Annotated in this window: 12 protein-coding genes; 8 read left to right on the top strand and 4 right to left on the bottom strand. The window is 33.4% G+C overall.

Features of this window, described 5'->3' with window-relative positions:
* Positions 1–143: 143 nt before the first annotated feature.
* Positions 144–1319, top strand: coding sequence for a GlmU family protein (locus tag AC3Y25_RS19615; RefSeq protein WP_489903906.1), 1176 nt, complete (start codon positions 144–146; stop codon positions 1317–1319).
* A gap of 138 nt (positions 1320–1457) precedes the next feature.
* On the opposite strand, the gene AC3Y25_RS19610 is transcribed toward AC3Y25_RS19615, so the two are convergent.
* On the bottom strand, positions 1458–1901 hold the full coding sequence (locus AC3Y25_RS19610) for a PepSY-like domain-containing protein (protein ID WP_489903905.1): 444 nt from the start codon (positions 1899–1901) through the stop codon (positions 1458–1460).
* Between the two features lie 329 nt (positions 1902–2230).
* Here AC3Y25_RS19610 and AC3Y25_RS19605 point away from each other — a divergent pair, with 329 nt between their 5' ends.
* The 3 genes from AC3Y25_RS19605 (at position 2231) to AC3Y25_RS19595 (ending at position 6704) form a co-directional block, all read left to right on the top strand.
* On the top strand, positions 2231–3865 hold the full coding sequence (locus tag AC3Y25_RS19605) for an ABC-F family ATP-binding cassette domain-containing protein (RefSeq protein ID WP_489903904.1): 1635 nt from the start codon (positions 2231–2233) through the stop codon (positions 3863–3865).
* A 233-nt stretch (positions 3866–4098) separates the two neighbouring features.
* Positions 4099–5253, top strand: a complete 1155-nt coding sequence (locus AC3Y25_RS19600; RefSeq protein ID WP_489903903.1) for a porin — start codon at positions 4099–4101, stop codon at positions 5251–5253.
* Positions 5254–5273: 20 nt separating this feature from the next.
* Positions 5274–6704, top strand: a complete 1431-nt coding sequence (locus tag AC3Y25_RS19595; RefSeq protein WP_250837247.1) for an anion permease — start codon at positions 5274–5276, stop codon at positions 6702–6704.
* Here the strand turns inward: AC3Y25_RS19595 and AC3Y25_RS19590 are convergent.
* A complete protein-coding gene (locus AC3Y25_RS19590) occupies positions 6701–7003 on the bottom strand; it encodes a GNAT family N-acetyltransferase (RefSeq protein ID WP_250837246.1) in 303 nt (100 codons plus the stop codon). The two genes, AC3Y25_RS19595 and AC3Y25_RS19590, sit on opposite strands and share 4 nt — an antisense overlap.
* A gap of 291 nt (positions 7004–7294) precedes the next feature.
* Between AC3Y25_RS19590 and AC3Y25_RS19585 the strand changes: the two genes are divergently transcribed.
* On the top strand, positions 7295–7951 hold the full coding sequence (locus AC3Y25_RS19585) for an alpha/beta hydrolase family protein (RefSeq protein WP_489903902.1): 657 nt from the start codon (positions 7295–7297) through the stop codon (positions 7949–7951).
* A gap of 171 nt (positions 7952–8122) precedes the next feature.
* Entirely contained in the window at positions 8123–8626 is a 504-nt protein-coding gene (locus AC3Y25_RS19580; RefSeq protein WP_489903901.1) for a hypothetical protein, read from the top strand.
* 220 nt (positions 8627–8846) lie between these two features.
* Here the strand turns inward: AC3Y25_RS19580 and AC3Y25_RS19575 are convergent, their stop codons facing one another.
* Positions 8847–9362, bottom strand: a complete 516-nt coding sequence (locus tag AC3Y25_RS19575) for a DUF2892 domain-containing protein (protein WP_248728046.1) — start codon at positions 9360–9362, stop codon at positions 8847–8849.
* A 169-nt stretch (positions 9363–9531) separates the two neighbouring features.
* Between AC3Y25_RS19575 and rpmH the strand changes: the two genes are divergently transcribed.
* Positions 9532–9693, top strand: coding sequence for a 50S ribosomal protein L34 (gene rpmH, locus AC3Y25_RS19570; RefSeq protein WP_008464848.1), 162 nt, complete (start codon positions 9532–9534; stop codon positions 9691–9693).
* A gap of 145 nt (positions 9694–9838) precedes the next feature.
* The gene (gene carB, locus AC3Y25_RS19565) at positions 9839–12694 is read left to right on the top strand and encodes a carbamoyl-phosphate synthase large subunit (protein WP_489903900.1); all 2856 of its coding nucleotides are present in this window, start codon (positions 9839–9841) and stop codon (positions 12692–12694) included.
* 66 nt (positions 12695–12760) lie between these two features.
* On the opposite strand, the gene AC3Y25_RS19560 is transcribed toward carB, so the two are convergent.
* On the bottom strand, positions 12761–13807 hold the full coding sequence (locus AC3Y25_RS19560; protein WP_489903899.1) for a virginiamycin B lyase family protein: 1047 nt from the start codon (positions 13805–13807) through the stop codon (positions 12761–12763).
* Positions 13808–14046 lie beyond the last annotated feature (239 nt).

Here is a 14046-nt window from a genome sequence, read left to right as displayed (position 1 = left end):
ACAAAAGCCTTCCAATTTCGGAAGGCTTTTTTTATGCGTTAAATATTACTTTTCGTTAAAGTGGTTTTTTACTAAACCGGTAAAATATTTGTAACTTTGGTGCCAGGTAACCAAATCAAATTTTAACAAACACTCAATTATTTATGAACTACATTCTTTTCGACGGTCCCGTTCGAAATGCTTTATTACCCTTTACTTTTACACGACCGGTAGCTGATATTTTGGTAGGAATCATGACAATACGCCAGAAATGGGAAAAATATCTTGGTTCGACAATCACTACTATAACAGAGGAATATTTATCGGAGAAATTTCCAATGGTTGAAATGGAGGAAAATGTAATGATCAATGCAGCGTATTTGCCAAATGATACTCTTGCAGAGATGGTTTCTAATTTAACAGAAAACCAAGCGATCTTTAAAGGTGAAGATGTAATTGCATTTTTTGCAAACGAAAACCAAGAAGAAGTCGATTTTGATTCTTATGAAATTATTCAGTATAATGAAGATTGTATTGCAATAGAGCATACTTGGGATATTTTCTCAAAAAACGATGCAGCGATTCGTCAAGATTTTAAATACTTGACAGAAGATCGTACTTCGCAACCCATTCCTAAAAGCGTTAATGTAATTGCTCCAGAAAATATTTTTATTGAAGAAGGTGCAAAACTAGAGTTTGTAACTCTAAATGCTTCAAACGGTCCTATATATATAGGTAAGAATACCGAAATTATGGAAGGAACTGTAATTCGTGGACCTTTTGCTTTATGCGAAAATGCAATGGTAAAAATGTCAGCGAAGGTTTATGGTGCAACGACTGTTGGGCCAGGATCGAGAATAGGCGGAGAAGTTAAAAACTCAGTTCTTTTTGCCAATTCAAATAAAGGTCATGAAGGGTTTTTAGGCGATTCTGTTTTAGGCGAATGGTGTAATATTGGAGCAGATTCTAATAACTCAAACCTAAAAAATAATTACGAAGAAGTAAAATTGTGGAGCTACGAAACAGAAGGTTTTGCTAAAACTGGACTTCAGTTTTGCGGTTTAATGATGGGAGATCACAGTAAATGCGGAATCAATACGATGTTTAATACAGGAACTGTTGTTGGTGTAAGTGCTAATATTTTCGGTTCTGGATTTCCTCGTAATTTTGTTCCTAGTTTTTCTTGGGGAGGCGCTGCAGGTTTTACAACTTACGTAACTAAAAAAGCTTTTGAAACAGCAAGGTTAGTGATGAGCCGAAGAAATGTAGAATTCGATGCAACGGAAGTTGCAATTATGGAGCATATTTTCGAAGAAACTAAAAAATGGAGAAAAGACTAATTTAATTAGGTAATTAGTCAATTAGGAAATTAGATAATTATAGCAAACCCGACAGGTTTTAAAAACCTGTCGGGTTTTGTTATTTTAAGGTTTTAGAGAATTTTCTAATTTCCTAATTGAAACATTTTCTAATTTTACTTATTTATCAATCTTAATAAAATCCCCTTTTAAGTTGAATTTTAATTCTAAACCATTGGTTAATTTTGTTTCATATCCAGAAGAACCAATTTCTATTTTGGTTACGTCTTCTTTAGGGAAATTTGCTTTTATGTAAGAAGCAATTTTTTTTGGGATAATAGATTTTGGAACTTTTCCAGTTTTAGCATCCACTTCTTTCCAGTTTCCTTTTTTGTCAAATTCAATTTCGATTTGATTGCTAAATTGCACTTTGTATTCTGTAGAAAGAATTTCTTTGTCTTCTAGTATATAGCTCGGTTTCTTAGATCCAAAATGGGTTTTTAAGAATGTTTGTGCATTGCCCGGTAAAGCTTCTTTTTTAATTACGGTTTTTTGTGCATTTGCAGAAAGTCCAAATAGTAATCCCGTAATTAAGCAGATGGTCAGTTTTAATTTCGTTCTCATATTTTGCTGATTTTTAAAATTATAGTACAAGTTAAGACTAAAATTTTGAAATTGGAAAATCTGGTCAGGTTTAAAAATCAATCAAGCTTCTTTTTTTTGCCACAGATTAAAAGATTAAAAAGATTTTTTTTTAGAATATGGATTCTTTAAAAAAAATAATCAGTAAAAATTCTTTAATCTGTGGCAAAAAAAAATATCTAATTAACACATTTCCAAAATTATCTAATTATCAAATTGGGACATTATCTAATTAAATCTATCTTTGCAGCACGAAAAAAAATGGGTAGTCAAATAAACGATTAACCGATTAAACAAATTAACAAACATAAATGATTACAGTTAACGATATTTCGGTTCAGTTTGGCGGAACTACACTTTTTAGCGATGTTTCTTTTGCTATAAATGAAAATGATAAAATTGCCCTTATGGGTAAAAATGGTGCGGGAAAATCGACACTTTTAAAGATAATTGCGGGTGTAAACAAACCTTCAACTGGAAGTATCTCTGCTCCAAAAGAAGCTGTAATCGCTTACTTGCCACAGCATTTGCTTACCGAAGATGGTGCAACGGTTATGGAAGAAGCATCAAAAGCTTTCAGTGAGATTTTTACAATGAAAGCTGAAATCGATGCTATTAATGAGCAATTGACAGTTCGTACAGATTATGAAAGTGACGAATACATGAAATTGATCGAAAGAGTTTCTGACTTAAGCGAAAAATTTTATGCAATTGAAGAAGTAAACTACGAAGCTGAAGTTGAGAAAATTTTGGTTGGTTTAGGTTTTGAACGTGAAGATTTTGGACGTCAAACTTCTGAATTTTCAGGAGGATGGAGAATGCGTATCGAATTGGCTAAAATCCTATTGAGAAAACCTGATTTGATTTTGCTAGATGAGCCAACGAATCATATGGATATTGAAAGTATTCAGTGGTTAGAGGAATTTTTGCTAAACCAAGCTAAAGCTGTAGTGGTAATCTCGCACGATAGAGCTTTTGTTGATAATATCACCAATCGTACTATTGAGGTTACAATGGGAAGGATTTATGATTATAAAGCAAAATATACTCATTATTTAGAATTAAGAAAAGATCGTAGAATTCACCAGCAAAAAGCATATGATGAGCAACAAAAAATGATTGCAGAAAATCGTGCTTTTATTGATCGTTTCAAAGGAACATTCTCTAAAACAGATGCCGTTCAGTCTCGTGTAAAAATGCTTGAAAAATTGGAAATTGTTCAGGTTGATGAAGTAGATACATCGGCTTTACGATTAAAATTTCCGCCAGCAGCACGTTCTGGGCAATATCCTGTTATTGTAAAAGAAATGTCTAAAGCTTATGGTGATCATGTTGTTTTTAAAGATGCAAACATTGTAATCGAGCGTGGACAAAAAGTAGCTTTCGTTGGAAAAAATGGTGAAGGAAAATCGACAATGATTAAAGCGATTATGAAAGAAATTGGTGTTGATTCTGGAAGCGTAGAAATTGGTCATAATGCACAAATCGGATATTTTGCTCAAAATCAAGCTGCTTTATTAGATGAAAATGCTACCATTTTTGAAACAATCGATAGCATTGCAGTTGGTGATATCAGAACACAAATCAAAAATATTTTAGGGGCTTTCATGTTCCAAGGTGATGATATTACTAAAAAAGTAAAAGTGCTTTCTGGAGGAGAGAAAACTCGTTTGGCAATGATTAAATTGTTGTTGGAGCCAGTTAACTTATTAATTCTAGATGAGCCTTCGAATCACTTGGATATGAAAACCAAAGACATCATTAAAGATGCTTTACGCGATTTCGACGGAACTTTGATTCTGGTTTCTCACGACCGTGATTTCCTTGACGGATTAGCGACTAAAGTTTTTGAATTCGGAAATAAAAGAGTTAAAGAACACTTTGAAGATGTTGCTGGTTTCTTAGCGCATAAGAAAATGGATTCTATGAGAGAGATTGAGAAATAGTATTTTTTCAATATAATTTTCAAAGGGCATAAGTTTATTCTTATGCCCTTTTTCTTTGTTGCAATATTCGTAACAGTATTTTAATGCAATTTTTTTTACATAAAATGTCTTTTTTTGTTACTTTAGTGTTCTCATTTCGTGTTGACTATAAGTAATTAAGTTTTTTGATCAAGAATAGAACGCTGATTTTTAAATCACTATATAAGCATTACTGTTTCATTTAATTTAAGCCTATGAGTAAAAGTCTACTATCGCCATTTTTTTTCCTTTTTTTTATAACCCCATTTTTTTTATATGCCCAAGGAGATGTGAATCAAGGAGCTGATAAAAAAGAAAGTGAAGAAGTAAAATATCCGCAATTTCAATTAAAAGGGCTTCTTCAAGCAAGATATCTAGAGAGTTTTGGAGATAATGTAGATGTTTTAGGAACGCATCATTCAACGGGAGATGCAGTTCAGAGTACTTTTGACATAAAAAGAATGCGAGTTGGTTTAAATACAAAGTTAAGCGAGACTACAGAAATTGTAATTCTGGTCAATTTAGCCGATTTTAAATCTGATCCAAAAGGAAAAGTTCTTGAAAATGCCTACGGTAAATATACTTTTAATAAATATATAGCTTTAACAGGAGGGCAATTTCGTCCAGCATTTGGTCTTGAGGAGCTTGTTCCGGTAGATATTATTAAATCTTTTGATTTTTCGAATCAGTATTATGAATTTGGAAAAAATGGATGGACAAGTTTTCAAATAGGAGCATCAGCGACAGGAGGTTTTGATATTGGGAAAATCCCAGTGAATTATGCGGTTTCTATTTTGAATGGAAATGGGAAAAATGTAGAAATGGATAAAGATAACGGAAAACAATATTCCTCAAGATGGGTTTTTGGTTTGTCAAAAGAGCATAAAATTAATCTGGGTTTAAACGGAGGTTTCGGGAAAGTCTTTAAGGAAGATGTTTTTGCATTAGGAGCAGATATTACCAGTGATTTTAAAATAACCGATAGACTTAGTTTTGATTTGCAGATAGAATATAAGCAAGGAACAAACCATAGTTTATATTATTCTTTGCCAGTTGCTAGCCGTACAGATAATGTTGCAGATTATCAAATGCGCGGAATCTATTTTCTGCCGAATTTTAGATATGAAGTAGATTATAAAAAACTTACAGCATTTGAAATTTCTTGTCGCTACGAAACTTTTGATCCGAGCTACAAAATCGATTCAAATGTACGCACCACTTATACGCCAATGGTTAGTTTGGAATTCGGGAAATCGTATACAGGACGTATCGAGATGGGATTTGAAATTGACCGATTTGATAAAAGCATTCCAGATACGTCAACCTACAACGATAATTTATTTTTAATTCAGTTACAGCTCAGAATTTAATTCACTTAATCTTTGTTTTTATGAAAGAAGTAAAAATTCCACAGACCCTAATTACGTTGGCAGTTTTGGTTGCCATTTGGTTTGTTCCTGCTCCAGAAGGGGTTGTAACAGAAGCTTGGCATTTATTTGCCATTTTCGTAGCCACTATTTTAGGAATTATCTTAAAAGCGGCTCCGATGGGAACAATGTGTATGATTGCAATTGCTTTAACGGCGATGTCTCAGGTTTTGGCTCCAGGAGATCCTGGAAAATCGATCACATTAGCATTAAAAGGATTTGGTGATAAAGTAATCTGGCTGATCGGAATTTCATTTTTTATAGCAAGAGGATTTATAAAAACAGGTCTGGGAAACAGAATTGCTTTTTTATTTATAAAAATATTCGGAAAAAGTTCTTTAGGACTCGCGTATGGTTTAGGATTGGCAGATTTGGTTTTAGCGCCAGCTGTTCCAAGTAATACGGCTAGAGGAGGAGGAATTGTTTATCCGATCATGAAATCAATGTCGATGAGTTTTGGTTCAATGCCAGATAAGCCAGAAACGCATAGAAAATTAGGGGCTTATTTAACTTTAAATAGTTATAATATGAATCTGATTGCTTCTTCGATGTTTTTAACAGGAACAGCGAGTAATCCGATGTGTCAGAAGTTTGCGCTTAATTTAGGAATAAAAATTAGCTGGATGTCTTGGGCGGCGGCTGCAATTGTTCCGGGGTTGTGTGCTTTTATTGTAATTCCGTTTGTGCTGTATAAAATTTATCCTCCAGAATTAAAAAAGACTGGAGATGCGCCGCAGATAGCAACACAGAAATTGAAAGAAATGGGGGCAATAACTAGAGATGAATGGATGATGTTGCTGACCTTTTTTATTCTGCTTTTTCTCTGGATGACAGGGGATCTGCTTTCTATCGATGCAACAACAACAGCTTTTATCGGATTGGTGATTTTACTTTTAACTTCAGTTTTGACATGGGATGATGTAAAAGCTGAAAAAGGTGCTTGGGATACCATTGTGTGGTTTTCTGTTTTAGTAATGATGGCCAGTTCACTTAATGAATTAGGCTTTATCGCGTGGTTTAGCGATTTAGTAAAAGCAGAAATTGGCGGATTAAGCTGGCAGATGGCTTTTCCGATCATTATATTGGTATACTTCTTTAGTCATTATCTTTTTGCAAGTGCAACTGCGCACGTTGCAGCAATGTACGCAGCCTTGCTTGGTGTTGGTGTTTCGCTGGGAATTCCGGGATTATTGCTAGCATTTATGCTTGGTTTTGTGGGATCTCTTTACGGAACTTTAACGCACTATGGTCACGGTCCGGCACCCGTATTTTTCGGGAGCGGTTACGTTGACCTAAAGAGCTGGTGGGTCAAAGGGCTTATAACGGGTTTGGTTATGCTCTTTATTTATATGGTAATAGGAGGATTGTGGCTCCGAGTAATTGGATATTTTTAGATTCTAATTCCTGGAGGAAGTAATTCTTTATATCTAGGGTTTTTTTTGAAAAATGAAACAATCTTTGGGTGAATAGGAACTACTCTGTAATTTTTTTCAGAACTTAAATCTAATATATTTTTAAGAAGCATGTTGATCGTTTCTTCGTTTTCGTATGAATCTGGTTTATTGATCTTGGTTAAAAAGATTTTTTTTTCTTGAAATGAATACTCAACTGCTAACATTCCTTCAGGGATGACAGTTTCAAATTGGCGTGCAAAAGTGTTGTCTTTGATTTCCATAGTTACAGAAGATTCCATAGTAATTTCTTGTTAGGTTATTGGTAAATAGTGAATTTGGGACTCGAAATTTTATTGAAAGAAAATTCTTTATAAGTTTTAAGTTCAAGAAATATTTCGAATTGCAAAGGTAATCATTTGATTTTCAATAATAAATTATTTTTTGCAGCTATAAACTTTAAGTTTTTGTTTTGAACTTGGATTTTTTTTGAATTGCTATAAAATAGGTCTGAAATTTGATTATCATGACATTAAAAAAAGTAACTTTATTTTTTAGAATAAATATCTTAATGGTAATTTCATTTTAATGTTATGAGTAAAATTCCAGTTTATTTTATGCCAGGTTTGGCTGCGAGTTCATCTATTTTTGAAAGAATAAAATTGGATGAAGATACTTTTGAAATGCATCTTTTGGAATGGGAAATTCCACATCCGAAAGAATCTTTGTCAGATTATGCACTTCGAATTAGTAAAAACATAAAACACGAAAATCCTGTTTTGGTCGGAGTTTCTTTTGGCGGAATTCTAGTTCAGGAAATTTCGAAACATATAAAAGCACGAAAAGTTATTATTATATCGAGTGTAAGAAGTAATTTGGAGTTCCCGAGAAGAATGAAAATAGGGAAGAGAACAAAAGCTTACAAACTAATTCCGATGCAGTTAATTCTTAATATTGAGAAATTGGCTAAATTTTCATTTGGCGAAAAAGTCAATAAACGTATTAAATTGTACGAGAAATTTTTATCTGTACGGGATTTGGGTTATTTACAGTGGGCGGTAGAAAGTGTAATATTATGGGATCGCGATAAAATTGATGAAAATGTAGTGCATATACACGGAGATCAAGACGAAGTTTTTCCGATTAAATATATCGATAAATGCATTTTAGTAAAGGGCGGAACTCATATTATGATCTTGAATAAGTACAAATGGCTGAATGAGAATTTGCCTTCTATTATACTTGAGTAAAATTCCAATTTTAAAAATTCCAAATTCCAATACTTTGAGGATTTGTAATCTTTGTCAAAGTTTAAAAACTTTGACAAAGATGTATTTAAGAAAATTTGCACGCAATCTTGTCATTTCGACCGTAGGGAGAAATCTTCGCAAGTAACTCCACAAAGTAATTCGAAGAAAAATATGAGAATCAGTATAGTAGCTTTGCTTTTGATTTTAGCAGGATGTAAATCTCCAAAGAAAGATTACGATTTTACATTTTTTAAATGGAATATCCATGAATCTTATTATTTGAAGTTTAATTCTTCTGATACGCTCTATTGTGTAGATGCTCATGGAATTAAGTTAGAGACTTTTTTTGCAATTTTAAATAAAGAACAAAAAGAAAGAATTCAAAATATATTAGACACTATAACTTTTCCAAAGAATGATACTTTTGAAGATATAGTGTTTAATGATGGAGAAACTAATGCGTTCGTATTAAAGAATGGTAAGGAATCTAAAAAGATTAAAATTTATGGGATTTCTGGTCCTAAACAGTTTTGGCATTTTGGAGAAACATTGGATAAAATTAAGCTCAATCTTCAGTTTTTAAAAATAAATAAAAAAATAGATTTAAGAGAAATAAATAAAATGGTAATTTCAGAAGTTAAATTTTTGCCTCGTAAAAAAGATTCTCTAAAATAAATAGATTTACACAAAGGAACCACAAAGTTTTGTCCTCCTGAGCGAAGTCGAAGGATCGCATGCTAAATCCATTCAGTGTTTTCTTTACTTTGGGTGTCCTTCGACTTCGATCAGGAAGACATAAATTGAGCAAAATCTAAAATCTAAACTCAACAATCTAAAATAAAAAAATCCCAAACTCTTTTGGAATTTGGGATTTATAATATTGTAATTTAGAAAATTAGATTTTCTTCATTTGTTCTTTCATCATAGAGATTTGCTCTTTCAGCATACCTTGTTTGTCTAATTTTTTAGCTTCGTTTAATAAATTAGTCGCTTCCAATTTTCTTCTGCGAGACATTGCAACTCCTGCAAGGTTTAATTTAGCTACAGCCAAATCCATATCCATTGATAGTCCAAGTTCGATTGCTTTTTTGAAATGTTTCTCCGCTTGGTTGATATTGGTTTGAGATAACATGATACCTTGTAAATAATTTAAGTATCCTTGTTGTTTTCTTACTAATGCTCCTTCTGGATTTTTGATATATGATAACCATTTATTAGCACCTTCGAAGTCTTGTTTTCTTAATTTAAGGAAGGCTAAAAGGATAAATTCGTTTTTAAAATAAAGAAAAATCGGAATTGCAGTCAATAAGATAAGGAATATACCATTCCCAATATTACTTTCTGTAAATTGCCAAACGCCCGCCACTACAAGAAGTCCGGCCAAAATAAGTTTAATATTCTTGTGAAACATAATTATTGTAAATTTGTGATTGCAAAGATAGTAAAAGGAATTAAAAATATTTTTATAAAAGTACTTGCCAGAAAAAAAAGTCTTTGTATATTTGCACTCGGTTTTTGAACAACGATATCCAAAACCAAATAAACGAGTTAATAGATACCATTTTTAAAGATACAAAGCAATGAGCAAAAGAACGTTTCAACCATCGAAAAGAAAAAGAAGAAATAAGCACGGATTTATGGACAGAATGGCTTCTGCGAATGGAAGAAAAGTTCTAGCGCGTAGAAGAGCAAAAGGAAGACATAAATTAACTGTTTCTAGCGAGCCTAGACACAAAAAATAATGTTTGTATAAACATACATAAGGCGATTACTTTTTTAGTATCGCCTTTTTTTATACCTTGTCGGTAAAAAATCTCTCAACTTTCTAGTTTATAGTGCACTAGAAAAGTTTTTTTAAATCGTAAACAACTACACAATACATACAAAATGCCTAAAGACACATCAATAAAATCAGTTTTAATAATAGGTTCAGGACCTATTGTTATTGGCCAAGCTTGCGAATTCGATTATGCGGGATCTCAATCTGCACGCTCGATTCGTGAAGAAGGAATTGAGGTTATCTTGATTAACTCGAATCCAGCGACGATTATGACCGACCCATCTATGGCCGATCATATTTATTTGAAACCTTTAACGACAAAATCGATTATTGAAATTCTTAAGGAACATCCGCAAATTGATGCTGTTTTACCAACAATGGGAGGACAAACAGCCTTAAACTTGTGTTTGGAAGCTGAGGAAAAAGGAATCTGGCAAGATTTCGGAGTGAGATTAATCGGTGTTGATGTAAATGCTATTAATATTACAGAAGACAGAGAGCAGTTTAAGCAGCTTTTAGAAAGAATTAATGTGCCAACTGCACCTGCAAAAACAGCTACTTCTTACCTTGAAGGAAAAGAAATCGCTCAGGAATTTGGTTTCCCGCTTGTAATTCGTCCATCGTTTACACTAGGAGGAACTGGAGCAGCTGTGGTTTACAAAAAAGAAGATTTTGATGAGCTTTTAACTCGCGGACTTGAAGCTTCTCCAATTCACGAAGTTTTAATTGATAAAGCGTTAATGGGATGGAAAGAATACGAGTTAGAACTTTTAAGAGATAAAAATGACAATGTTGTAATTATCTGTTCTATCGAAAACATGGATCCAATGGGAATCCATACTGGAGATTCGATTACGGTTGCGCCAGCGATGACATTATCTGATACAACTTTCCAAAAATTACGTGACTACGCTATCTTAATGATGAGAAGTATCGGAAATTTTGCTGGAGGATGTAACGTGCAATTCGCAGTTTCGCCAGACGAAAAAGAAGATATCGTAGCAATCGAGATCAACCCTCGTGTATCTCGTTCTTCTGCTTTAGCATCAAAAGCAACTGGATATCCAATTGCAAAAATTGCTTCTAAATTAGCTTTAGGATACAACTTAGATGAATTACAAAACCAAATTACAAAATCGACTTCGGCTCTTTTCGAACCAACTTTAGATTATGTAATCGTAAAAATACCACGTTGGAACTTCGATAAATTTGAAGGTTCAGACAGAACTTTAGGTCTTCAGATGAAATCTGTAGGTGAGGTTATGGGAATCGGACGTTCTTTCCAAGAAGCACTTCACAAAGCAACTCAATCTTTAGAGATTAAGAGAAATGGTTTAGGAGCTGATGGAAAAGGATATAAAAATTACGAACAAATTATCGAAAAACTAACTTATGCAAGTTGGGATCGTGTATTCGTAATCTACGATGCCATTGCAATGGGAATTCCATTAAGTACCATTCACGAAATTACAAGAATCGACATGTGGTTCTTAAAGCAATACGAAGAGCTTTATACTTTAGAAAAAGAAATCTCAAACTACAAAGTTTCAAATCTTCCAAAAGAATTATTGCTTGAGGCAAAACAAAAAGGTTTTGCAGATAGACAAATCGCTCACATGATGAGTTGTTTAGAAAGTGAAGTGCACACTTTACGTATGAACATGAACATCAACCGTGTGTTCAAATTGGTTGATACTTGTGCAGCTGAATTTAAAGCTAAAACACCTTATTACTACTCAACTTTTGAGGCAGAAATCGAAAAAGCAAATGGAGAGCGTTATGTAGATAACGAAAGTGTTCTTACAGATAAAAAGAAAGTAATCGTTCTAGGTTCTGGACCAAACAGAATTGGTCAAGGAATCGAGTTTGATTACTCTTGTGTACACGGAGTTTTAGCTGCAAAAGAATGCGGTTACGAAACGATCATGATTAACTGTAATCCTGAAACAGTTTCTACAGACTTTGACACAGCTGATAAATTATACTTCGAGCCAGTTTTCTGGGAGCATATTTATGACATTATCCAACACGAAAAACCAGAAGGTGTAATCGTGCAGCTGGGAGGTCAGACAGCTCTTAAATTAGCAGATAAATTATCTAAATATGGAGTGAAAATCATCGGAACTAGTTTTGATGCACTTGACTTAGCTGAAGACAGAGGAAGATTCTCAGACTTATTGACTGAATTAAATATTCCTTTCCCAAGATTCGGAATCGCTGAAACGGCTGATGAAGCTTCAAAATTGGCAGATACTTTAGATTTCCCACTTTTAATTCGTCCTTCTTATGTATTAGGAGGTCAGGGAATGAAAATTGTAATCAACAAAAAAGAGTTGGAAGAGCACGTTATCGATTTGTTAAAAGCAATTCCAGGAAACAAATTACTTTTAGATCATTACTTAGCAGGAGCAATCGAAGCTGAGGCTGATGCAATTTGTGATGCTGATGGAAATGTTTACATCATCGGAATTATGGAGCACATTGAGCCTTGTGGAGTTCACTCTGGAGATAGTAACGCTACATTGCCTCCTTTTAACTTAGGAGAATTTGTAATGCAGCAAATTAAAGATCATACGCATAAAATTGCAAGAGCTTTAAAAACGGTTGGTTTAATCAATATTCAGTTTGCGATTAAAGACGATACAGTTTACATCATCGAGGCAAACCCAAGAGCTTCAAGAACGGTTCCGTTTATTGCAAAAGCTTACGGAGAGCCTTATGTAAACTATGCTACAAAAGTAATGTTAGGTCACAATAAAGTAACTGACTTCGATTTCAATCCGCAATTAAAAGGATACGCAATCAAACAACCGGTTTTCTCTTTTAGTAAATTCCCGAACGTAAACAAAGCTTTAGGGCCAGAAATGAAATCGACAGGAGAAAGTATCTTGTTTATTGATGACTTAAAAGACGATCAATTCTACGAATTGTACTCTAGAAGAAAAATGTATTTGAGTAAATAATCTCAGATTCTATTATAAAAGAAAAGCTCCAATGAAAATTGGAGCTTTTTGTTTTAGAATATTTTATTACTTCACAATAATCTTCTTTGAAGTATTGTTTATTTTTAAAATATAATTTCCTGGAACTACATTTGATACAGAAATAACATTGTTTTTTACATCTGAAGATTTATAGCTTTTAACGTTTCTTCCTGTCACATCATACAAATCAATAGTTTCGATTGTAACATCGCTACCATTTTCAATGTGTACCAAATCTGTTGCTGGGTTTGGATATACTGCAAGACCTTTTTCAGTTTTTTTGATATCACCTAAACCTAAAGTTGGAGATGTGATTTTAATAACTTTTTTAGAGCTAGAGCTTGTACTAACGTAAAGAGCTCCATCATAAATTGCCATTTGAGCAGGATAGTCGTTGATACTCAATTTGATAAAAAGTTCTTCGTCTCCATCTACTCCTCCAGCAGGGAAACGGTAAATATTTCTTAGAGAACCTGTAGAAATATACAAATCGCCATTTCCTGCGACAACTAAGTTCGTCGGGTTGCTAATTCCTGAAATTAATGTACTTACGACACCTGCTGGTGTGATTTTTTTAACTACACCATCTAGTTTGTCAGCAACAAGTAAATTACCTGATTTGTCAAATGCTAAACCATTAGGCTGGGAAAAATCTGTAGCAAAAGTTGAAGTTACTCCTGCAGCAGTTCTTTTTTTGATGTTTCCTGAATTTGATTCAGAGTAAAATACATTGTCGTCTGCATCGATGGCAATTCCGTAAGGGCTTCCACTTGCTGGATACGCTGTAACTACTCCTGATGGTGTGATTTTTTCTATTTCCTGAATGAAACCAGAGCCTGCCATCCAAAGATTTCCACTCTTGTCAAAAGCAATTTGTTGTGGTGTACCATTTACTGTTGCAAAATTGCTTTGTACTAATTGAGGTGTAACTTTTGTTACTTTGTAAGTGTAGAAATCAGCAACAAATAAATTTCCAGAAGCATCAAAAGCAATCCCGGTTGGAGTGTTAAATCCTGTAGTTACGTAATCGGTTGGAGTTTGTGCATTTGCGCCAAATGCTGATAATAATGTAAAGAGTAAAATTTTTTTCATATAGTATATTTAGGGTTTGGTCAAAGATATAATTTTAAGTGAATAAATTATTTTTTTTGTAAGAAAATATATTTTGAAGATTGTATTTTTAATTTACTATACTATTGAGACACTTTTGTTTAGTTAAAAAGAAGTCTGATTTTAATGCTAACAATTGAAATTTTGTCTAGTCCTGAAAAAGTGATACAGGATTAATAAAAAATAAAAATACAATTTTAGACAGTAGTAAACTCATGTTT

Source organism: Flavobacterium sp. LK-23 (assembly GCF_058135255.1).
This window is presented reverse-complemented; position numbering and strand designations above follow the sequence as displayed.